At 68.1% G+C, this 21,259-nt stretch carries 18 protein-coding genes; 10 read left to right on the forward strand and 8 right to left on the reverse strand.

The window, feature by feature from the left end; translation table 11 throughout:
- Window positions 1-18 precede the first annotated feature (18 nt).
- The 3 genes from AB5J62_RS42755 to AB5J62_RS42765 form a co-directional block, all read right to left on the reverse strand.
- The gene (locus tag AB5J62_RS42755; RefSeq protein WP_370945762.1) at window positions 19-1,710 is read right to left on the reverse strand and encodes an SdrD B-like domain-containing protein; all 1,692 of its coding nucleotides are present in this window, start codon (window positions 1,708-1,710) and stop codon (window positions 19-21) included.
- Window positions 1,711-1,901: 191 nt separating this feature from the next.
- The gene (locus AB5J62_RS42760; protein WP_370945763.1) at window positions 1,902-4,010 is read right to left on the reverse strand and encodes a PhoX family phosphatase; all 2,109 of its coding nucleotides are present in this window, start codon (window positions 4,008-4,010) and stop codon (window positions 1,902-1,904) included.
- Between the two features lie 133 nt (window positions 4,011-4,143).
- Window positions 4,144-5,361 (reverse strand): MFS transporter, encoded by a 1,218-nt coding sequence (locus AB5J62_RS42765; protein WP_370945764.1) that lies wholly within the window; start codon window positions 5,359-5,361, stop codon window positions 4,144-4,146.
- Window positions 5,362-5,616: 255 nt separating this feature from the next.
- Between AB5J62_RS42765 and AB5J62_RS42770 the strand changes: the two genes are divergently transcribed.
- Window positions 5,617-6,252, forward strand: a complete 636-nt coding sequence (locus tag AB5J62_RS42770; protein ID WP_370945765.1) for an HAD family hydrolase — start codon at window positions 5,617-5,619, stop codon at window positions 6,250-6,252.
- A complete protein-coding gene (locus AB5J62_RS42775) occupies window positions 6,249-6,602 on the forward strand; it encodes a cupin domain-containing protein (RefSeq protein ID WP_370945766.1) in 354 nt (117 codons plus the stop codon). The genes AB5J62_RS42770 and AB5J62_RS42775 overlap by 4 nt, the downstream gene beginning before the upstream one ends.
- A 51-nt stretch (window positions 6,603-6,653) precedes the next feature.
- On the opposite strand, the gene AB5J62_RS42780 is transcribed toward AB5J62_RS42775, so the two are convergent.
- Together AB5J62_RS42780 and AB5J62_RS42785 are read right to left on the reverse strand one after the other, a co-directional pair.
- Complete coding sequence (locus tag AB5J62_RS42780; RefSeq protein WP_370945767.1) at window positions 6,654-7,739, reverse strand: inositol-3-phosphate synthase; 1,086 nt, start codon at window positions 7,737-7,739, stop codon at window positions 6,654-6,656.
- A 57-nt stretch (window positions 7,740-7,796) separates the two neighbouring features.
- Window positions 7,797-8,342 carry a PadR family transcriptional regulator gene (locus tag AB5J62_RS42785; protein WP_091288769.1) on the reverse strand — a complete coding sequence of 182 codons (546 nt, stop codon included), beginning with the start codon at window positions 8,340-8,342 and terminating at the stop codon, window positions 7,797-7,799.
- Between the two features lie 253 nt (window positions 8,343-8,595).
- Here AB5J62_RS42785 and AB5J62_RS42790 point away from each other — a divergent pair, with 253 nt between their 5' ends.
- On the forward strand, window positions 8,596-9,000 hold the full coding sequence (locus AB5J62_RS42790) for a DUF5318 domain-containing protein (RefSeq protein WP_370945768.1): 405 nt from the start codon (window positions 8,596-8,598) through the stop codon (window positions 8,998-9,000).
- Between the two features lie 265 nt (window positions 9,001-9,265).
- A complete protein-coding gene (locus tag AB5J62_RS42795; RefSeq protein ID WP_370945769.1) occupies window positions 9,266-11,767 on the forward strand; it encodes a transglycosylase domain-containing protein in 2,502 nt (833 codons plus the stop codon).
- A 63-nt stretch (window positions 11,768-11,830) separates the two neighbouring features.
- Here AB5J62_RS42795 and AB5J62_RS42800 read toward each other — a convergent pair whose 3' ends face one another.
- Both AB5J62_RS42800 and AB5J62_RS42805 read right to left on the reverse strand, forming a co-directional pair.
- On the reverse strand, window positions 11,831-13,345 hold the full coding sequence (locus AB5J62_RS42800) for an amidohydrolase family protein (RefSeq protein ID WP_370945770.1): 1,515 nt from the start codon (window positions 13,343-13,345) through the stop codon (window positions 11,831-11,833).
- Window positions 13,346-13,411: 66 nt separating this feature from the next.
- The gene (locus AB5J62_RS42805; protein WP_370945771.1) at window positions 13,412-14,455 is read right to left on the reverse strand and encodes a Gfo/Idh/MocA family oxidoreductase; all 1,044 of its coding nucleotides are present in this window, start codon (window positions 14,453-14,455) and stop codon (window positions 13,412-13,414) included.
- A gap of 54 nt (window positions 14,456-14,509) precedes the next feature.
- Here AB5J62_RS42805 and AB5J62_RS42810 point away from each other — a divergent pair, with 54 nt between their 5' ends.
- Both AB5J62_RS42810 and AB5J62_RS42815 read left to right on the forward strand, forming a co-directional pair.
- Window positions 14,510-15,580 (forward strand): ROK family transcriptional regulator, encoded by a 1,071-nt coding sequence (locus AB5J62_RS42810; protein WP_370945772.1) that lies wholly within the window; start codon window positions 14,510-14,512, stop codon window positions 15,578-15,580.
- A gap of 35 nt (window positions 15,581-15,615) precedes the next feature.
- Window positions 15,616-17,136, forward strand: a complete 1,521-nt coding sequence (locus AB5J62_RS42815) for a glycosyltransferase family 87 protein (protein ID WP_370945773.1) — start codon at window positions 15,616-15,618, stop codon at window positions 17,134-17,136.
- On the opposite strand, the gene AB5J62_RS42820 is transcribed toward AB5J62_RS42815, so the two are convergent.
- Window positions 17,110-17,889, reverse strand: a complete 780-nt coding sequence (locus AB5J62_RS42820) for a deoxyribonuclease IV (protein WP_370945774.1) — start codon at window positions 17,887-17,889, stop codon at window positions 17,110-17,112. The genes AB5J62_RS42815 and AB5J62_RS42820 overlap by 27 nt on opposite strands.
- 118 nt (window positions 17,890-18,007) lie before the next feature.
- Here AB5J62_RS42820 and AB5J62_RS42825 point away from each other — a divergent pair, with 118 nt between their 5' ends.
- From AB5J62_RS42825 to rpsF, 4 genes are all read left to right on the forward strand, one after another.
- A complete protein-coding gene (locus tag AB5J62_RS42825) occupies window positions 18,008-18,808 on the forward strand; it encodes a hypothetical protein (RefSeq protein WP_370945775.1) in 801 nt (266 codons plus the stop codon).
- 115 nt (window positions 18,809-18,923) lie between these two features.
- Complete coding sequence (locus tag AB5J62_RS42830) at window positions 18,924-19,826, forward strand: hypothetical protein (RefSeq protein ID WP_370945776.1); 903 nt, start codon at window positions 18,924-18,926, stop codon at window positions 19,824-19,826.
- A 136-nt stretch (window positions 19,827-19,962) separates the two neighbouring features.
- Window positions 19,963-20,787 carry a hypothetical protein gene (locus AB5J62_RS42835; RefSeq protein ID WP_370945777.1) on the forward strand — a complete coding sequence of 275 codons (825 nt, stop codon included), beginning with the start codon at window positions 19,963-19,965 and terminating at the stop codon, window positions 20,785-20,787.
- A gap of 80 nt (window positions 20,788-20,867) precedes the next feature.
- Window positions 20,868-21,242 carry a 30S ribosomal protein S6 gene (rpsF, locus tag AB5J62_RS42840; protein WP_370945778.1) on the forward strand — a complete coding sequence of 125 codons (375 nt, stop codon included), beginning with the start codon at window positions 20,868-20,870 and terminating at the stop codon, window positions 21,240-21,242.
- Window positions 21,243-21,259 lie beyond the last annotated feature (17 nt).

The raw sequence follows: 21,259 nt of genomic DNA on the forward strand, positions 1-21,259 counted from the left end.
CTTTGTCGCGGTTAACCGCTACTTGGACGGCTGGATGCCCGCGTCGACGGTCAGGTCCTCGCGCTTACCGCTGCCGAGTGTGGTGTTCGCGGTGCAACCGTCGGGCCCGGCGTCGGAGTCCTTGGCGTCGTCTCCACTGTCCTTTTTGGTCACCTTGTAGCCCGCGTACTGCGCCGGGAGGCCCGCCAGGTCGAAGCAGACCTGATAGGTGCCGTCGTTGAGCTCGTCGAAGAGGTACTTGCCGTCCGCGCCCGTGGTGGTCGTAGCGGTGGCGGCGCCTTTGAGCGTCACCTTGATCCCCTGGACACCGGGCTCGCCGGCGTCCTGGAGACCGTTCCTGTTGGTGTCGGCCCACACGAGGTCGCCGAGCCGGTTGACCGGCGGCATGAGCCCGAGGTCGAGCGTCATGTCCTCGCGCTTGTCGGCGTTGAGCGTGGTCTTCGCCGTGCAGCCGTCGGCACCGGCGTCGGAGTCCTTCGCGTCGTCGCCCGCGTCCTTCTTCGTCGGCTTGTAGGCGCTGACGGCGTTCGGGAGGTTCGCCACGTCGAAGCAGACGGTGTAGTCGCCGTCCGGCAGCTTGTCGAAGAGGTACTTGCCCTGCGCGTCGGTGGTCTTGGGCGTGCCGACGTCCTTGCCCGCGCTGTCCTTGAGTGTGACCTTGACGCCCGGCACCCCGGCCTCGCCGGAGTCCTGCAGGCCGTTGCGGTTGGTGTCGGCCCAGACGAAGTCGCCGACCTTGTCGATGGCGGGCGGCGTCTTGACGATGATCGTCGCGGTGGCCGTCTTGTCACCGAGCTTGTCACCGTTGGCCGAGGTCACCCCGGACACGGTGACGGTGTTGACGTGGCCGTCGTCGTCGATGGTGACGTTCGGGTGATCGCAGGCGATGACCTGGTTCTTGCCGCCGTCCAGCGTCGCGATCGGCGACGGCTGCGTCGCGCACCACGGGTCGGCGACCTTGAGGTTCTTCAGGCCGACGCTGCCCTCGTTGGTCACCGTGATGCGGTATTTGGCGGTCTGCCCCGCGGTGATGGTGGCTTTCGGTCCCCAGGCGCCGGTTGCCGGGTCCTGCACCTCCTTCTTCACCGAGTAGGCGGCGAGCTGCAGATAAACGCAGTCCCATTTGACCCAGTTGTAGTTCGTTTCGGCGAAGAACTTCACCGAAGTCGCCGAGTCGGGTGCGGTCGACGCCGGGAAATCCTGGCGGGCGACTTTCCGGTCGGTGTTCACGTCGTGCGTGACCTTGAGCTTGTTTTCCAGCACGACCTTGTTCGCCGCGTTGTAGAAACGCAGCCCGGTGAACTGGTTGTCACCGGCACGCGAGAGGTTCTCCGTGTGCGTTCCGGTGAAGTCGGTGAGGGTGTAGACACCGCCTGGCACGAATTTCTGTGCCTGGTACGCACTGCTGAGCATCCGGTCCGGCGTCTGGATCAGCGCGTAGTTCCCGCCGTCGGACGCGTAGGTGCCATCGGTGTAGAGCTTGGGGACCTTGCTGCTCGGGGTGCCGTTCGGGACGGGCGCCGCGCCGGTGAACGTATAGCCGGTCGGCGCGGTCTTCCCGCCGCCTGCCATCTGTTCCACGCTCGGGTTCGGCGCGATGTTGCCGGGGCCCGCGCACCCGGCGGGGATGACCGGCGGTGCGGCGACGGCCGCCGTGACCGAGCCCGCGACAAGCGCCCCGGCCGCCAAGACGGCGAGTGCTCTTTTCACCCTGGCGACTCCAAGCGCTAGAAAACCGGCGGAAAACCATGATGAAAGCTGTTCGCCGCCGCCACCACGTGAAATCGCTGAACGCTGACAGGCGATCGAAAATCTCACTCGCCCGAGGGACGCTCGCCCGGGTAAGAAAAACGCCGCCGAGGAAACTTCCTCGGCGGCGCTGGGTTTCGAACTCGGCGGGACTACCGCTCGCCGATGCGTCCGACGAGACCGAAGTGCCCCTTCTTCCACACCGAAACGATCGACGGACGCGGCTGCGAGGTGCCACCGTCCGGCCAGTGCGAGGTCGGGTTCGCGGAACTCGTCGCGTTCTCACCGGGGTGCTGCACGGCCACCAGCACGAGGTGATCGGTGACCACGGGGCCACAGGTCTCCGCGCCGACCGGAACCGTCAGGAACTGTTTGACCCGGCCACGTTCCGGCCCGCTCACCGGTACCGAGAACAGTCCGTCGTTGCTGCCCAAGGCATTTCCGTCGGTCGAGATCCACAGGTTGCCCCGCGAGTCGAAGGTGACGTTGTCCGGGCAGGAGATCGGGCTGACCTTGTCCTTGGGGTAGCCGCCGAAGTAGGTGTCGGCCGCCTTCGGGTCACCGCAGACCAGCAGCAGGCGCCAGGTGAACCGCGTGGCGCTGGCGTCGTCGCAGTCCTCTTCCAGCTCCAGGATCTGGCCGTTCTTGTTGGCCTTGCGCGGAGCCACCTCGCTGACGCCTGGCTTGCCCGCGGCGCCACGGTCGCTGTTGTTGGTCAGCGCCGCGTAGATCCGGCCGTTGACCGGGTTCGGCTCGACGTCCTCCGGGCGGTCCATCTTCGTGGCGCCGACCTTGTCCGCCGCCTGCCGGGTGAAGATGTAGACCTCTTCGGCGGTGAAACCGTCCACAAAGGACTTGTCGCCGCTGGCCAGCGGGATCCACTCGCCGACACCGTCGAACTCGCCGTCGGACGGCAGCTTGCCGCTGCCGTCGATCTCGGCCTCCGGGCTGTCACCGGTGAACTTGGCGACGTAGAGCGTGCCGTCGTCGAGCAGCGCGGAGTTGTGCCGCCGGACGTGCGCGCCGGTGCCCTTCTTGTACTTGCCCTTCGACACGTACTTGTAGAGGTACTCGAAACGCTCGTCGTCACCGGTGTAGGCGGCGACCCGGCCGTCGGCGGTGATCTTGATGTTCGCGCCTTCGTGCTTCAACCGGCCGAGCGCGGTGTGCTTGATGGGCGTGGAGTTCGGGTCGTTCGGGTCGATCTCGACCACCCAGCCGAACCGGTTGGGCTCGTTGGGCTCCTTGGAAACGTCCCAGCGCTTGTCGAACCGCTCCCACTTGCGGGTCGACTCACCGGCGCCGATCGCGTAGCGCTTGAGGCGCGCGGACGCGACCGGGTCGGTCACCTTGTCCGAGTTGGCGAAGTACTGGTGGATGTTCTCCTCGCCGGAAAGCACGGTGCCCCAAGGGGTCACGCCACCGGAGCAGTTGTTCTGCGTGCCGCGCACCTTGCGACCGCTCGGGTCCGCCGAGGTCTGCAGGTACTTCGAACCGGCGACCGGGCCGCGCACCTCGAAGATGGTGTTGAGCGTGATGCGGCGGTTGTACTTGCTCGGAACCGCCCGCAGCGCACCGAAAAGCGGGTCGCGCACGGTCTGCACGACCGAGAGGCCGTGTGCCGCCCAGGCGATCTTGACCTGCTCCTCGGTCGGGTTCTTCGGGTCGTACTGGTCGGCGGGGAACATGTGCAGCTCGGTGGTGTACTCGTGGTTGCACACCAGCAGGTTGCGGATGCCGAGCGCGTCCTGCGGGATCAGCGCGGTGAAGTCGTTGTTGTAGCCGAACTGCTTCTCCTGCGCGGCCGCGGTCTGGTTGTGGAAGTCGAACTTCGGCGCGCCTGGCACGACCGCGTCGCCCCAGCGGATGACCACGCTCTGGCCGTAGCCCGGCGGGATCGTGACGGCGTCGGCCGTGTTCGGCGCGACCGGGTCGAAGTCGGTGCCGGGGATCGGCCGCTCGGGACGCTTTCGGTAGGCGTCGGCTCCGGTGTCCGAAGTGGACACGGTGGACGCGGCGGCCGCGGTGCCGGCGAGCGCGGTCAGCCCGCCCGCGGCGGCGGCCACGACGGCGCCGGCTTTGAACGCACCGCGGCGCGAGATGGCTTCCTTGACGACATCGCCGAAGTATTCGTTGTCCGACTTGTTCGGCTCGGGGTGCGCGCACGCGTTGCCACAGCGGTACTCGCAGGTGATCGGCGATCGACCACCCGGGTGGTGGGACGTGAACAAGGGCAACGGCCGCCCAGGCTCGAAGGACACAAGGCCTCCAGGGTCACTCAGTCGGGGAACAAAGCGACGTTAAGCGTCCCAAACGTGGCAACTCCGACATTTGGGTGAACACAGGATGTACAACCACGAATGGCGGTACATCACACAGTGCTCACCCGGTTCGTCAGAACTCCTCGCCGACCAAGATCGCCTCCTGAGGCAGAACGTGCTGGTCAGCCACCCGCTCCTTGACCGCGAGGAGCGCACCGGCGATCACGCAGAGTACGGCCGCTACCACGAATGGGGCGTGCGGCGACTCGAACCACTCGGCGACGTGGCCCACCAGCGTGGCCGCGACCGCGCCACCGAGCCAGCGGCAGAAGTTGTACCCCGCGCTCGCCACCGGGCGAGGCGCGTCGCTGATCGACATCGCGGTGCCGGTGAACAACGTGTTCAGCAGGCCGGACACCAGCCCGCTCAAGATGATGCCGACGACCAGCACCGGCTTGCTCGGAATGGCCATGACCAGCAGCAACGCCGCGTAGCCGAACACGGCGACCGTGGTGGCGTGCCGTTCGCCGAGCTTGGCGGCCAGCTTCGGCGCGAGCGCCACACTGGCGAAGGCGACGCACAGCCCCCAGCCGCAGAAGATCAGGCCGACCGCGACCGCGCTGAACCCGAGCACGAACGGCGACCAGGCCAGCACCGCGAAGAAAGCGGCCGTGTACAGCGCGGATCCGAGCGCGGTGCGCAGCAGTCCGGGGTGGCCGAGCGCGCGGAACGGGTCCAGCAGCTTGACCGGCTGCCGCTTTTCACGCGCGTCGCTGCTCAGGAACACCGCGCACAGCACGAGCGCGCCCGCCATCAGGATCGAAGTGCCGAGGAACGGCCCGCGCCAAGAGATGCTGCCGAGCAGCGCGCCCAGCAGCGGCCCGACCGCGAGCCCGACGCCGAGCGCCGCCTCGTAGAGCAGGATCGCACCCGCCTGCCCGCCGGTCGCCGCGCCGACGATCACCGACAACGCGGTCGCGATGAAGAAGGCGTTGCCCAGTCCCCAAACCGCGCGCAGCCCGACCAGCTGCTCGATCGAGCCCGCCGCCGCGCACAGCGCCGTCGCGGCGACGACCAGCGTCAACCCGACGAGCACGGTCCGCTTCGCGCCGAACCGCGCGCTCGCCGCGCCGGTGACCAGCATCGCGACGGCCTGGATGCCGAGGTAGGAGGAGAACAGGAGCGTCACCTGGGAGGGCGTGGCATGCAGGCCCTTCGCTATCGAAAGCAAGATCGGGTCGACCAGCCCGATGCCCATGAACGCGATCACGGCGGCGAACGCGGTGATCCAGACTTGCCGGGGCTGACCTTTGATCGCGTCCAGCAGATTCGAGTGACCAGGTGTACTCAACTTCGTTCTCCCTTCTTACTTAGCTATGCTAACTAATTTTAGTAAGCATAGCTAAGTAATTCAGGACACAGGCGAGAACCAGCAGCTCAGACGCAGATTCTCGGCCTTACTCAGCCGTCGCACCGCCCCCGCGGCGAGGTCATAGGCCACCCAGTCGGACCGGACCGTAGCGGACCTCGTGCTTCGCGACCACGGACTGGATCATGCTCAAGATCATCGGCGCGCCGGGTTGCCCGCCCCAGTACGGTTCCCCGTATGGATGGGGTGGTCTTCGATCTCGACGGTGTACTGGTGGACTCCGAGCAGATCTGGGACGAGGTGCGCAGGCGGTTCGTCGCCGAGCACGGCGGCGCCTGGACCGATGAGGCGACCCGCGCGCAGCAGGGGATGAGCACCCCGGAATGGGCGCGCTACCTGGCGGGACTGGGCGTCGACCTGCCGCCGGACGAGATCGCCGACGAGGTCATCCGGCGCATGGCCGAGCGCTACGCCGAGGGACCGCCGGTGATCACAGGCGGGCCGGAGGCGGTCAGGGCGGTCGCGGCGGCGTATCCGGTCGCGATCGCGAGTTCGTCGCCGCAGGTGCTGATCGATTCGTTCCTGGTCGCGACCGGGCTCGAAGACCTCGTGAAAGTCGCGCTCTCCAGCGAGAAGGTCGCGAAGGGGAAGCCGGCGCCCGACGTCTATCTCGAAGCGACGCGGCGGCTGGGCGTCGACGCTTCGCGCTGTGCGGCTGTCGAGGACACGACGAACGGCCTCAAGGCGGCGCTGGCCGCGGGGATGACCGTGTACGCCGTGCCGAACCCGCACTTCCCGCCGGACCCGGCGGTGCTGGAGCGGACGACCGTTCTCGGTGACATCGGCGAATTGCCGGGCATCATGGGCTTATGAAGGTGAATCTCGACGAGAAGTTCGGCCTGTTCTCGGACGTCTACGCGCCGAAACTGGTCGCGGGCCTCAACGACTACGACATCAAGCTCGTCAAGATCAAGGGCGAGTTCGTCTGGCACACGCACGACGAGACGGACGAGCTTTTCCTGGTGCTGGACGGCAAACTCACGATCCAGCTGCGCGACGGCGACGTCGAACTCGGGCCGCGCGAGATGTACGTGGTGCCCCGGGGCGTCGAGCACTGCCCGATCGCCGACGAGGTCGCGTCGGTGCTGCTCATCGAACCACGCGGCACGGTGAACACGGGCGGCGCCGGCGGCGACCTGACCAAGGCGCCCGAGGCCATCTAGGTCGTGAGCGTTGCGGGCGGTTAGAACCGCCCGCAACGCTCACGAGTCCTTCTAGTCTTCGCCGCGGATGAACTTCTCGACCGCGTCGCGGGCGGTGGAGTCGTCGTACTGCTCCGGCGGGGACTTCATGAAGTAGGACGAGGCCGAGAGGATCGGGCCGCCGATGCCGCGGTCCTTGGCGATCTTCGCGGCGCGGACGGCGTCGATGATGATGCCCGCCGAGTTGGGGGAGTCCCAGACCTCGAGCTTGTACTCCATGTTCAGCGGCACGTCGCCGAACGCGCGGCCCTCGAGGCGGACGTAGGCCCACTTGCGGTCGTCGAGCCACTGGACGTAGTCGGACGGTCCGATGTGGACGTTGCCCTTGCCGAGGTCGCGGTCGACCTGCGAGGTGACCGACTGGGTCTTCGAGATCTTCTTGGACTCGAGGCGCTCGAGCTCCTTCATGTTCAGGAAGTCCATGTTCCCGCCCACGTTGAGCTGCATCGTGCGGTCGAGCTGGACACCGCGGTCCTCGAACAGCTTCGCCAGCACGCGGTGCGTGATGGTGGCGCCGACCTGGGACTTGATGTCGTCGCCGACGATCGGGACACCGGCCTCGGTGAACTTGGCTGCCCACTCGGGGTCGGAGGCGATGAACACCGGCAGCGCGTTGACGAAGGCGACCTTCGCGTCGATGCAGGCCTGCGCGTAGAACTTGTCGGCGACCTCGGAACCCACCGGCAGGTAGGAGACCAGCACGTCGACCTCGGCCTCGCGGAGCGCGGCGACGATGTCGACCGGGGTCTCGTCGGACTCCTCGATGGTCTCGCGGTAGAAGCGGCCGAGCCCGTCATGGGTGTGTCCACGCTGGACGGTCACCCCGAGCGGGGGAACGTCGGCGATCTTGATGGTGTTGTTCTCACTCGCGACGATGGCTTCCGAGAGGTCGCGGCCGACCTTCTTCGCGTCCACGTCGAACGCGGCGACGAACTCGATGTCGCGGACGTGGTACTCGCCGAACTGCACATGCATCAAGCCGGGCACGCGGGAACCCGCGTCGGCGTCACGGTAGTACTGGACGCCCTGCACCAGCGACGCCGCGCAGTTGCCGACGCCAACGATGGCCACCCGAACACTGCGGCGGTGCTCGCCCATGCCGGATTCTCCTTAGCTCGTTTTACTGTGTTGTAGGTGCTCGGCCGAGCTGAGCGCTCAATCCTCCTGAGCGCGCTGCTCGGCTTGTTCGTGCGCGATCAGCTCGTTGAGCCAGCGCACTTCCCGCTCGCTCGACTCCAGCCCAAGCCGGTGCAGCTCGCGGGTATAGCGGTCGATCTTCTCCTCGGCCCTGGCCATGGCGGCCCGGAGTCCTTCACGCCGCTCCTCGACGCGTCGGCGGCGGCCTTCCAATATCCGCATCCTGACGTCGGCCGGTGTCCGCGAGAAGAACGCGAGGTGGACGCCGAACCCTTCGTCGTCCCAGGTCTGCGGACCGGCGTCGCCGAGCAGCTCGGCGAAGTGCTCCTTGCCCTCGGCCGTGAGCTTGTAGACCCGGCGGCCACGCCTCGACCACGCCTTGTTCTCTTCTTCGTCCAGCTCCTCGGTGATGAAGCCGTCCCGGAGCAGCCGCCGCAGGGTCGGATAAAGCGACCCGTAGGAGAAGGTCCGGAACATCCCGAGCGTCTCGTGCAAACGTTTGCGCAGCACGTAGCCGTGCATGGGGGCCTCGTGCAGCAGTCCCAGGATTGCGAACTCCAGCACACCGACACCCCCTTCGGGAACAAACGGCCTCCACCGGCGTTAGCCCGGATGCTCGCTTGCCGCCTTTGGCAACCTACCGCCCGAGTATATCGCGCCGATACATCGAAGTGGCGCAGGTAACCCTTCTGGCCGTACAGCCAAGTGGGCATTTTCACCAGAGAGTTACGAAAATTCCGGCGTGTCGGGCTTGGCCGTCGCCGCGCTAGGACGAACGGCCCATGGTCCACACAGACTTAGCCCGTACTCTGTTGTCGTGCGAAACCAGCGGGAGGTCGTGGACTACGCCTTGCAGCGCCGTGCGCTGCTGGCGGGCGTCCACGCCGGACGAGTAGGCACCCACGACGTGTGCGATGCCAGCCCGTACCTGCTGCGAGCTGCGAAGTTCCACGGCGAGACGGGCGAAAATCCATGCCCGATCTGCCGGAAGGAGCAGCTCACGCTGGTCTCGTGGGTCTATGGCGACGAGCTCAAGCACGTGGCCGGTTCGGCACGCGCGTCCGACGAGCTGACCAGGATGGATGGGCTCTTCTCGGAGTTCACCGTCTACGTCGTCGAGGTTTGCCGGACGTGTCACTGGAACCACCTGGTGCAGTCATACGTCCTGGGCACAGGAGACCCGCATACGCGGTCCCGTCCGCGGAGGACCGCGGGCCAGTGACGCCAGCAGAAGAAACCGCTGTAAACGCCAGTGGCGTACCCCGAAACGCCACTTCGGAGGCTCATTCGTGAACGACGATCGCAACCGCTCTTGGCCTGGTCAGGAGCCAGATGCCCCTCGCCGTGCCCAATGGCCGGGTGAAGAAGCACCGCAGTGGCCTGGCGACGAGGCACCGAGACGTCCTCAGCGTCCCCAGCGACCCGCGCAGCCGCGCGGTAACGGTGGTGGCGGCGCGCCCCAGTGGCCCGCGGGTGACGAAGGCAACATGGGCCGTCCGCAGCGCCCGGGACCCCCGCCCGGCGCCGGCGCACCCCCTCGCCGCCAGGGACCGCCGCCGCCCGGTGGCGGCCGTCCGCCCGCCACTCCTCCGGGTGGTTATCGCCAGGGCGGTCCGCAGCAGGCACGCAGGCGCCCGCCGGAGCCGCAGGTCGAGCCCGACCTGATCACCCACCACGAGCACAACGGCACCGCCGACGACCTTGGCTACGACGACTACGACGAGGCCAGGTTCAACGACTACGGCACCGACGAGCCCGAAGACACCGGCGAAGGCCCTGAGCTCGACAAAAAGGGCAAGCCGATCCTCACCCCGGCGCAGAAGAAGAAGCGCCGCTGGAAGATCGTCCGCCGCTGCGCGTACGCGTTCGTCGCCATCTTCTTCGTGATCCCGGCGATCGCGTTCACGATCACCTACTTCCTGGTCGACGTCCCGTCGCAGGAGAGCGTCGCGGCGCGGCAGAGCCAGCCGATCAGCTTCACCTACGCCGACGGCAGCCCGATGGGCAAGATGCTGCCGCCGAAGGGTGGCGACCGGAAGATCGTCAAGCCGGAGGAGATCCCGGACACCGTCAAGCACGCGGTCTACGCCGCGGAGGACGCGACGTTCGAGACCAACTCCGGGTTCGACGTCACCGGCATCCTGCGCGCGGTCTTCAACCAGCTGACCGGCGGCAAGGGCGGTGGCTCGACCATCTCCCAGCAGTACATCAAGAAGGCCACCGAGAACGAGGACCCGACGCTCACCCGTAAGTGGACCGAGCTGGTCAAGTCGTTCAAGATGACCAACCAGCAGGAGAAGCCGGACATCCTGGCCGCCTACCTCAACACCATCTACTTCGGCCGCCGCGCCGACGGTATCGGCGCGGCCGCGAAGGCGTACTTCGGCAAGGACATCAAGGACCTCACCCAGGCCGAGGCCGCGTACCTGGCCGGCGCCATCCAGGGCCCGAGCCGCACCGGCAACGCGGAGTACATGACGAAGCGCTGGAACTTCGTGATGGACCAGCTGGTCGCCAACAAGTGGATGACCAAGGCGGACCGCGACGCCGCCCAGCTGCCGACCCCGGTCGCGCTCGACGACCTGAAGGACCAGGCGGAAGGCTCGCCCGACTACTTCATCAGCAAGAAGGTGCTCGCGGAGCTGAGCGAGCAGGGCTTCGACGAGGACAAGCTGTTCTCCGGCGGCTACAAGATCCAGACCACGATCGACCCGAAGGCGCAGGAGTACGCCAAGAAGGCCGTCGAGGACGGGATGAAGGGCCAGACCGACGAGAACCTGCTGAACGCGCTGGTGGCCGTCGATCCGAAGACCGGCGGGGTGATCGCCTACTACGGCGGTCCCGAGGTGGTGCCGGACGGCGACACCGGGAAGAACAAGACCGGCCAGGACTGGGCTTCCATCCCGCACAACCCCGGTTCGTCGATGAAGGCCTACGACCTGGTGGCCTTCCTCAAGATGAACAAGGGCCTCGGCGAGACCTTCGACGGTTCGGACAACCGCACGATCGGCGGCCGGAAGGTCCGGAACGCGGGCGAGAGCTCCAGCTGTGGCGAGCAGTGCACGGTCAAGGAGGCCATGGCCATCTCGGCCAACACCGTGTTCTTCGACATGGTGGTCAACAAGACCGGCACGAAGGCCGTCGTCACGGCGGCCAAGGACGCGGGCATCAAGGACAAGCCGGACGGCCCGGCCGTGCTCGGTGACGACGCCAACATCTCGCTCGGCGGTGGTACCACGGTGGCGACCGCCGAGGACATGGCAGCGAGCTACGCGACCTTCGCGGGTGACGGCCAGCGCCGTGACCGCCACTTCGTGCTGAAGCTGACGAACTCGGCGGACGAGGTCGCCTACGAGCCCAAGACCGAGGGCACGCCCGCGTTCGCGCCCAACGACGCGGACAAGAGCAAGCAGATCGCCAACAACGTCACCGAGGCGCTCAAGGGCGTCATCCCGCACTCGAACCTGAAGTGCCCGCCGAACCACGAATGTGTCGGCAAGACGGGTACCCAGCAGTACGGCATGCGCGACGGCGACCCCAAGGCGTTCGCGAACCTCAACGCGCAGACCTGGATGGTGGGCTACACGCCGTCCATCTCGGCCGCGGTCTGGGTCGGCGGCGACGGTAACAAGGCGTTGAAGGGCAAGGGCGGCAAGCCGATCTACGGTGCGACGATCGCGGGCCCGATCTGGCAGAACTTCATCTCCATGTACCTGACCGGCAAGCCGTCGGAGAAGTTCCCGGCGTTCAAGCCGATCGGCAAGGACCCCGGCCAGGTCACCACGACGCCGAAGAAGACCGAGACGCCGACGACCACCGAGACGCCCGAGGACACGACGGAGAGCAACACGCCGTCGGAGACGACGGAGTCGTCCAAGACGACGTCGAGCTCGAAGACGCGTCCCGGCCCCGGTGGTGGCACCGGCGGACCGATCTTCCCGCAGCCACCGGCTGGCAACAACGGTCGCGGTAACGGCTCGGAGCCGTAGCAGCGCCTGAAACAACGAGAAAGGCCCGTCATCTTTTCGGAGATGACGGGCCTTTCTCGTTGTTCAGTGTGCGCCAGCGTGACAGGGGCAGAGTGAGACCGTGACGGCGTCCGCGGGCATTGTGGCCGCCGCCTTTTCGACGTCGTCGAGCATTTTCTGGCGGGCGGCGGGGTCGTAGTACTTGCCGCGCAACGACACCGAGTGGAGCTTGCGGGTGTTGGTGATGTCCGCGAGCGGGTCGGCGTCGATCAGGACCATGTCGGCGAGTTTGCCGACGCTCACCGAACCGGATTCCCGTTCCCTGCCAAGGAATTTCGCGGGCTCGATGGTCGCGGACCGGAGTGCGGCCATCGGGGACATTCCCGCGGTCACGAGGTGCTGGAGTTCTTCGTGCAGTGCGAAACCAGGGTAGATCTCACCGGTTCCGACGTCTGTTCCGGCGAGGATCTGGACGCCGGCGCGGTGCATTTCGCCGACGAGGCCGAGGCGCAGTTCCCACAGCGCGGCCCATTCGGCGTCGGTTTGCGGTGTGCGGCCCTTGAGGTAGAACTCGCGCAGCACGAAATCGTTGAGGTCGAGTGCGGACTTCGGCAGGTATTTGCGCAGCGGGTCGTTTTCGGGAACGTAGGCGCTGGCGTGGTCGAGTACGTTGTGCAGCGCCAAAGTCGGCACCTGGCGTGCGCCGCGGGCGGCGAATTTCGCGAAGAGCGCGCGGGCCTTGACCGGGCTGTGCGTGTGCGCGGCTTCCCATTCGATCGGGTGCATCGCGGTGAACCAGCTGTTGTAGTCGCCGTCGCGGAAATCGAGGTTGCGCAGGCGTTCGACCAACTCGGCTTCCTTGCGGGAAGTGCCGTAGAAGGTCCAGAAAAGGTGCTCGAAACTGCGCTGTCCCAAATCGACAGCGGTTTCGATCGGCACGCTGTCCGGGCAATGGCCGAGGAACGGCAGGCCGAGCTTGCGTGTTTCGTCGGCGATCGCGTTCAGGGAGACGGGCGAGACGCGGGTGTAGATCTTGATGAACTCGGCGCCCTCGGACTTGGCTTGGCGGACCGCCGCCCTGGCGTCGGCGTCGCCCGAAACCTTGACGATGTTGGCGAAGTTCGGGTCCCACAGCGACGGGACGCCGTCGATGATGCGGCTGCCGAGCACCCAGCGCGGGCCGAGCAACGTGCCGGCTTCGACGCGCTGTCGCATTTCGAAGTGGCGGGGCTCGGTGCTCATGTCGCGGATCGTGGTGACGCCGTTCGCGACATGCAGTGGCAGGTCGATGACGTCGGCGCCGGTGTGGACGTGCAGGTCGCACAGTCCCGGTAGGAGGAACTTGCCGGGCAGGTCGTGGATCAGCACGCCGGGTGGGACCCGGATGTCCTGGCTGCGGCCGACGGCGACGATGCGGTCGCCGACGACCACCACGGTCATGTCCGGCCGCAGCCTGCCGCTGATCACGTCGACGACCGTGACGTGCCGGAACGCGTACCCGATCTCGATGGTCGCCGCCGCCGGTTTCGCGAGGCCGACCGCCACCCCCGCCGCGATACCGCCGGACAACGCGCTACGTCGTGAGATTCCCCTAGTCATGTCAGGGATCCTGCCCGTGCCCGGCGGTGCGGTCACTCCGGCGAACCGGCTATTCGTCAGTACGGCTCACAGGATTACGACGCGGTTTTCCTTGGCGGACAATTGCGCGGCTTCGATCACCCGCAGCGCTTCCACCGCGCTCGCCGGGTCGACCGGGAATTCGCCGGTCCCGTTCAGCGCATCGCGGACCTGTGCGTAGAAGTCTTCGTAGCGCCCGGTTTCGGTCGGCACACGCTCGACCTCCGCGCCGACGCCGAGCAGGCCCGCGTCCGACTCGGGCTCGACGCCCCAGCCGTCGTCACCGGGACGGAGACCGTTCTTGATCTGGGGTTCCTGTACGTCCAGGCCGAACTTGGTGAACGTGGCCTGCTTGCCCATCAACCGGAAGCGCGGGTTCAGCGTGCCCGCCCAAGCGGTGGCCCACAGGTGCGAGCGGACGCCGCTCGCGTGGTGCAGTGCGACGAACGCGTCGTCGTCGACCGCGCCGCCGTCGCGCCGGATGTCGATCTCGGCGTAGACCTCGGTGACCGGGCCGAACAGCTGCAGCGCTTGGTCGACGATGTGCGCGCCGAGGTCGTAGAAGAGCCCGCCCGCTTCGGCCGGGTCGCCGAGCTGGCGCCAGTTGTCGCGGGGCGTCGGCACCCAGCGGTCGTAGCGGGACTCGAAGCGGACGATCTCGCCGAGCTTGCCGGAGTCGATGACCTTGCGGACGGTCAGGAAGTCGGAGTCGAGCCGCCGGTTCTGGAACACGGTGAGCCCGACGCCCGCCTTCGTCGCGGCCTCGAGCACCGAGGACGCCTCGGCAGCGGTACGCGCGAACGGCTTGTCGACGACCACCGGCACGCCGTGCTCGATCGCCTTGAGCGCGAGCTCGGCGTGGGTGCGGTTGGGGGTCGTGACGACGACGAAGTCCAGGTCGAGCGCGAACAACGCGTCGGCGTCCGGGACGACCGTGGCGTTCGGGTAGTCGGCTTGGGCCTGCGCGGCGCGCTCCGGGTTGCCGGTGACGATCGCCGCGACGGCCAGACCCGGCGTCGAGTCGATGAGCGGGGCGTGGAAGACGCGCCCGCCGATGCCGTAACCGAGGATTCCCGCTCGCAAGTCAGCCATGCCTCTATTAAACAACAGTGTTGCGTAATTCGCCAGACATGCGACGATCCTTACGTGACAGACACCGGGGTGAACCTCCGCGGCCTACGCCAGCACAATCGCGCGCTGCTGCTCACCGAGATCCGGCGCGGCGGCGGGCTGAGCCGCGTCGAGCTGGCCGCGCGCAGCGGGCTCACCCAGCAGGCGGTCTCGAAAATCGTGCCTGAGCTGCTGGAAGCCGGCCTGCTCGACGAGCAGCGCCAGCCTGCGACCGGGGTCGGCAAGCCGCGCACGAGACTCGCGATCCGGCCGGACGCCCGGTACGCGCTCGGCGTGCAGCTCGACCGCGACGAGATGCAGGTGGTGCTCGTCGACCTGCTCGGCGACGAGGTCGCGGAGACCACCGCGCCGCTGCCGATCGGGTTCGGCCCCGACGAGGCGATCGAGGCCATCACCGCCGGCGCGCACCGGGTGTCCGCCGGTCTCGACCGGGCGAAACTGCTCGGCATGGGCGTCGGCGCGCTCGGCCCGCTCGACCACCGCACCGGCGTCGTCCACCACGCGACCAACATGCCCGGCTGGCGCAAGGTCAAGCTGCGGGACCAGCTCGCCGAGAGCGTCGGGCTGCCGGTGATCGTCGACAAGGACACCAACGCCGCCGCGCTGGCCCACCAGTGGAGCGCGCGCGCTCCGGAGCCGTCGACGGCCGTGGTGCTGGTCGGCACTGGTATCGGCGTCGGGCTGCTCATCGACGGCAGGCTCTACCGCGGACCGCGCACCAACGCGGGCGAGTTCGGGCACACCACACTCGCCTACGACGGCCCGCGCTGCCCGTGCGGCAGGCGCGGGTGCGTCGAGGTGCTGCACAACCAGGCAGGCAGCCAGGAGGAGGCCGCCGGCCTGCTCGGCATCGGGCTCGCCGACCTGGTCCAGGTGCTCGACCTGGAACGGATCGTGCTGGCCGGGCGCGCCGTGCAGGCGGCGCCGGAGGTGTACGCGAGCGCGGTCGCCGCCAAGCTCGAGGAGCTCCTGCCGCTGCCGAACTGGCAGCGCATCCGGCTCGACGTGAGCACGCTCGGCGAGGACATCGTGGCCGTCGGGGCCGCGGCGGAGGTGCTCGACCGGTTCTACGGCGACCCTAAATGACGACCCGTTCACCCCGTTGCCGATAGCATCCGCGCGTGCCAGACGATCAGAGCACCGCGCTGGAAGCGGGAGTGCCACTCTCGCTCGGTCTCGACGAGCGGGTGGCGCCGAGCCGCACCGATCCGCTCGCGGCGGCGGTGACGAGACCGATCGGCGGGCCGCTCGGCGAGCACGCCGCGGTCGGCAGGCACTGGTTCTGGTCCCCGCAGCGGGTCGGGCTGCTGCTCGCCGTGCTGGCACTGGTCGCGAGCTGGTTCGGCAAGTCGGCGTGCATCCAGTCCTACACCGACGGCGACGGCCACGCCGCGCTCGACTGGCGAGCGGGCCGTCCGTACGTCGCGATGTGTTACTCCGACCTCGTGCCGCTCTACTCGGCCGAGAAGCTCAACCAGCCGGGCACCTTCCCGTACGCGACCGCGTGGAACGACGACACCGGCACGCAGCTCAAGTACATGGAGTACCCGGTGGTCACCGGGTTGTTCCAGTGGATCAACGCGAAGCTGACCGCGGGCATACTCGCGATGTTCCCCGGCTCGCTGCCGGTGGCGATCTACTTCAATCTCTCCGCGTTGTGGCTGAGCCTGTTCTGGCTGCTGGCCGTCTGGGCGACCAGCCGATCCAACCGGCGACGGCCGTGGGACGCGGTGCTCGTCGCGGTCTCACCGCTGATGCTGGTGCACGCGTTCACCAACTTCGACACGATCGGCGCCGGGCTCACCGCGGTCGGCATCCTCGCCTGGGCACGCAAGAAGCCGGTGGCCGCCGGCGTGCTGCTCGGGCTGGCCGCGGCGGCGAAGCTGTATCCGCTGCTGCTGCTCGGACCGCTGTTCGTGCTGTGCCTGCGTGCCGGGAAGACCCGCGCGTGGCTGGTCACCGCGACCGCGACCGCGGCCACCTGGTTGGTGGTCAACGCGCCGTTCGCGCTGTTCATGCGTGACGGCTGGCAGGAGTTCTTCCGGCTCAGCGTGCTGCGGCCGGTGGACCCCGACTCGATCTACAACGTGGTCTCGTACCTGACCGGCTGGCCCGGCTTCGACGGCGTCCTCGCGAAAGGCGAGACGCCGAACGTGCTCAACGTGGTCATCGTCGTGGTGTTCATGGCCTGCTGCGCGGCCATCACCTACATGACGCTGACCGCGCCGAGACGACCTCGCGTCGGACAGCTGTTCTTCCTGGTGGTGGCCGCTTTCCTGCTCACCGGCAAGGTGTGGAACCCGCAGTACTCGCTGTGGCTCGTCCCGCTCGCGGTGCTCGCCATCCCGCGCTGGCGGCCGCTGCTCGCCTGGATGGTGCTCGACGCGCTCGTCTGGGCGCCGCGGATGTTCTATTACCTCGGCGTCGACAACAAGGGCCTGCCGGAGAGCTGGTTCCTGGGCACGGTCGTGGTCCGCGACCTGGCGCTGATCGGGCTCTGCGTGCTGGTCGTGCGCGAGATCTACCGGCCGTCGACCGATCTCGTCCGGCTGCACGGCGACGACGACCCCATCGGGGGCTTCCTCGACGGAGCCCCCGACAGGTTCGTCGTGCTGTCACGCCGCCGCGAGGCGCTCGCGTAGGTAGGCGACGTCGTCGGCCTGGCCGTCCGCCGGGGTCTCCACGATCACCGGGCAGCCCGCCTCGGCCGCGACACCGGCGAGCACCTCGGGGTCGATCGTGCCTTCGCCGTTGACGACGTTGGCGTGCCGGTCACGCGCGGAGTTGAACTCGTCGCGTGAGTTGTTGAGGTGCACCAGGTCGATCCGGCCGGTGATCGACTTGACCTTCTCGACGGCCTTGCTCAGGTCCCAGCCCGCGGCGAAGGCGTGGCAGGTGTCGAGGCAGAACCCGGCGCCGAACTCGCCGACCTGGTCCCAGAGCCTGGCGATGGTGTCGAGTTCGCGGGTCATCGCGTTGTCGCCGCCCGCGGTGTTCTCGATCAGGATCGGCACCGCGAAGCCGCCGTCCTTCGCCTGCCGCTCGAACAGCTTGCGCCAGTTCTCCAGCCCCTGCTGGGGATCTTCGTCCTTGCGCACGTGCCCGCCGTGCACGATCAGGCCACGCGCGCCGACCAGCTTGGCGCCGTCCGCGTGCTGCTGGACGTTCTTGCGCGAGGGGATGCGGATGCGGTTGTTCAGCGAAGCCACGTTGATCAGGTACGGCGAGTGGATGAACACCGCCAGCCCGGACGCGGCGATCTCCTCGGCGGCCGGATGCGGCTTCGGCGCCTTCCAGCCCTGCGGATCGCTCAGGAAGAACTGCACCGCGTCGCCGCCGCGCGCGCGGGCGGTCTGGATCGGGTCGTCTTCGTGAACGTGGACGCCAATCTGCATGGGCCCACCGTACAAGGCCACCTCGACGAGGCGATGGTTACGCTCGTGGGGTACTTTATGCGCGTTCCGTGATCATTCTTAGGCCGAATGCAGTCATCTGCTTGGACCAAGCAGCCCAATGGCGAAGGAAGACGCGATGCGCAAGGTCACCACGCTGGGTCTGGTGTTCACCGCTTCACTGGCGTTCCCACTCACCGCGATGGCGGACGACACGCTCTCCGGCAGCTGCGCCACGACGCTGCAGGGCGCCCGAGCGAACGGCCTCGTCCTCGACGCCGGCGCCGCGCTCAACCTCCCCGGCAAGCTGACGATCGCGCTCGACTCGCAGTCCGCCGCACGCCAAGACGGCAAGCCGCTGCTCTCACTGCCGGTCGGCGACGCCGTCCGCGCGCTGGGTGCAGGCAACTCACCCCAGGTACGCGGGCTGTGCACGAGCGCCCAGAACGCGGTGAACGCCGTCGGCGACACCACCCAAAGCGCGCTCGGCGGGAAACAGCAGCCCAAGCCGGACAAGCCGGCGCCGGTTCCGCACGAGCCGGGCAAGCCGGACCCGAAGCCGTCCGACCCCGCGACCGGCACGACGACGACCCCGGCCACCGAGATCAACCCGGTCGTGCCGATCGACGGCGGCGGACCGGGCGCGGTCGCCGTACCCGGCTTCTTCCTCAATCCGTACCCGCTGCCCGCCAACTTCAGCGCGGGCGCGCCGGTGATCGCGCCGTCGGTGCCGCCGGGCAAGGCGCCGAGCCTGCGGGTCGACGACGACACCCCGGTGGTCGTCGCGGACCGGGCGGGCACCGCGCAAGCGCTGGTCGCCCCGCAGGCGCCCGCGCGGTTGCCGCTGTTGCTCGCCGTGCTGGCGGTTTCAGTCGTCGCCGCAGGTCTTCTACGCGCCTGGATGTACCGAAAGACCAGCTAGGTCACTCGGGGTAGCGCCGTTCCACCCGAATGCCGAGGTTTTTTCACTGGGCGGGCGTCACTGCTGTCCGTTAGCGTCGTTATCCCAGCAACAACGGCGATTGGGGTCAGCTGGCATGCGGTATCCGACACGCAGAGCGACGGCGATCGCTGCGACGGCTTTCGTCCTCGCGGGGTCCGCTGTGCTCGGCGCGCCCGGAACCGCCTCGGCGGAGACCAAGACGGTGCCGTGCGGCTCGTCCATCACCGCGAAGCCAGGCGACCACGTCGTCGCGACCACGCCGTTGCTCGGCATCCCGCTCGACCTCGGCATCGTCGGCCAGGCGACCCAGATACTGACCGGCACCATCAACGCGCTGCTCGGCACGGTCTGCAAGGTCACCGTGACCGTGGTCAACACCGTCGTCTCGCCGATCCCGGTGGTCGGCGCGCCCGTCGCGGACGCCGTCAACCAGGGCGTCTCGGACGGCACGAACAAGCTCACCGACACCGTCAACAAGGTCGCCGGTGTCGGCCAGGCCCCGCAGAACCCCGGCGCGCCCGGCAACCCGCAGACGCCAGGCGGTGACACCCCGGGTGCGCCAGGCGCACCGGCGGGCGGACCGGCTCCCGGCGTGACGATCCCCGACGCGAACAGCCCGGTGCTCGGCGGCGGCGGCAGCGCGCCCGAGTTCGGCGGACTGCCCGGCAACTTCTTCACCCCGACCGGCTGGGCCGCGATGCGCGACTACGGCGGCATCCCGGTGGCGGGCGCGGGCGCCTTCTCACCTTCGCCCGCGCTGCGCTACGGCAACCAGATCCCGGGATACGCCCCGCAGTTCGGACTGCTGGGATCGGACGGAAAGAAGAATTCGGGCGCCGGCATCCAGAATGCGGGACAGGCGGAGGCGCTGCCGTACACCGGTGAGTCGTCCGGCGAACCCGGATTACCAGTGCTCATCGCCGTATTGGCACTCTCCGGAGTCAGTGCCTGGCTCGTTCGGACCTGGGTACTCCGCCGAATGGCCGCTACTGTTTAGTCCTACCGCGAAGTATCTTTCCGGTGCCCGGCTCGTTGTAGCTGTGTCGCCCCGAAAATAATTCGTCTTCTGGAGGACTGCGCCCGTGCGGAAGAACGCTGCCCCGATCACCCGCAAAGCGCTCACCCTCTCCACGATGGCACTGCTAGTGGGGGCCGGCGCCTTCCTCGGCACCGGCACCGCCTCCGCCAGCACCACGCTCGCCGACGCCTGCAGCGGCTCGGTCAGCTCGACCATCGGCAGCACGGTCGCCATCTCCGGCACCTCGGTCAAGGAACTGGTCCGCAAGGGCGCGAACGAGGCGGGCACGCTCGCCGTCGGTGACTGGGCGGCCAACGACATCGCCAAGGTCGCCACGATCGGCGTCGGCACCGTCCCGAACGCCGCGGGCGGCTCGGTCGACGGCGCCACCATCGGCAAGGCCGTGCGCGCGGCGCTGAAGGCCACCGGCACCTGGGGACTCGGCTTCGACCAGGAGAAGACGCTCACCAGCGTGGCGAACAAGGTCGCAGGCGGCTGCGGGCTGACCGTCGTCGCCGCCAACTACGTTGCGCCGAGCAGCGAGACGCCGCGCGACGACCTGCCGTCCAACGGCGGCACCACCCAGCCGGGCACCAACCCCGGCACCCCCAACTTCACGCCGAACGGCGGCACCGGCGGCCTGACCGTCCCGGCGCGCGACTACGGCAACATCCCGGTCGCCGGTCAGCCCGGCTTCAGCCTCCCGCCTGGTGACAAGTACCCGGCAGGCACCCCGCTGCCCGGCCAGGCGCCCCAGTTCGGCCTGCCCGGCGCCGCCAACGGTCAGGGCGCCGACATCCGCAACGCGGGCAACGCCGAGCAGATCGCCGCGCCCGCGGGCGACGGCGGCGTCGAACTTCCCATGCTCCTGGCCGTGATCCTGCTGGCCGGGGTGACCGCCGCGCTGGTCAGGACCTGGGTGCTGCGAAGGGTGTCGTAGGGGGCACGTACACTTCCTCCTTGACAAACCCTCCTGCCATGGACTGTCCATGGCCGTGAGCCCACAGGAGGTGAGTGGTTGTGTCACGCCATTACGAGGTAATGGTCATCCTCGATCCCACGCTCGACGAGCGCACCGTCGCCCCGACGCTGGACACGTTCCTCAACGTGATCCGCACGTCCGGCGGCAGCGTTGAGAAGGTCGACGTCTGGGGCCGCAGGCGGCTCTCGTTCGAGATCAAGAAGCACGCCGAAGGCATCTACGCCCTGCTGGACCTCAACTCCACGCCGGACGCCGTCAAGGAGCTCGACCGGCAGCTGTCGCTGCAGGAGACCGTGCTCCGCACCAAGGTCATGCGTCGCGAGGTCCCCAAGGCCGGGTCCCGCCTGCTGCGCAAGCCCGCCGCGAAGCCCGTCAAGGCCGCCGCGGCGACTGCCGCCGCTGCCAAGGCCTGAGGCTAAGGAGAAGTCCC

The organism is Amycolatopsis sp. cg5, from assembly GCF_041346955.1.
Classification (GTDB): Bacteria; Actinomycetota; Actinomycetes; order Mycobacteriales; family Pseudonocardiaceae; genus Amycolatopsis.

What these genes read in the sequence shown, in the direction of transcription:
- AB5J62_RS42825 (WP_370945775.1), top strand. Translation starts at nt 18,008, where the DNA reads ATGGCGAAGGAAGACGCGATGCGCAAGGTCACCACGCTGGGTCTGGTG.
- AB5J62_RS42780 (WP_370945767.1), bottom strand. Translation starts at nt 7,739, where the DNA reads ATGGGCGAGCACCGCCGCAGTGTTCGGGTGGCCATCGTTGGCGTCGGC.
- AB5J62_RS42830 (WP_370945776.1), top strand. Translation starts at nt 18,924, where the DNA reads ATGCGGTATCCGACACGCAGAGCGACGGCGATCGCTGCGACGGCTTTC.
- AB5J62_RS42805 (WP_370945771.1), bottom strand. Translation starts at nt 14,455, where the DNA reads ATGGCTGACTTGCGAGCGGGAATCCTCGGTTACGGCATCGGCGGGCGC.
- AB5J62_RS42775 (WP_370945766.1), top strand. Translation starts at nt 6,249, where the DNA reads ATGAAGGTGAATCTCGACGAGAAGTTCGGCCTGTTCTCGGACGTCTAC.
- AB5J62_RS42770 (WP_370945765.1), top strand. Translation starts at nt 5,617, where the DNA reads ATGGATGGGGTGGTCTTCGATCTCGACGGTGTACTGGTGGACTCCGAG.
- AB5J62_RS42800 (WP_370945770.1), bottom strand. Translation starts at nt 13,345, where the DNA reads ATGACTAGGGGAATCTCACGACGTAGCGCGTTGTCCGGCGGTATCGCG.
- AB5J62_RS42820 (WP_370945774.1), bottom strand. Translation starts at nt 17,889, where the DNA reads ATGCAGATTGGCGTCCACGTTCACGAAGACGACCCGATCCAGACCGCC.
- AB5J62_RS42835 (WP_370945777.1), top strand. Translation starts at nt 19,963, where the DNA reads ATGGCACTGCTAGTGGGGGCCGGCGCCTTCCTCGGCACCGGCACCGCC.
- AB5J62_RS42795 (WP_370945769.1), top strand. Translation starts at nt 9,266, where the DNA reads ATGGGCCGTCCGCAGCGCCCGGGACCCCCGCCCGGCGCCGGCGCACCC.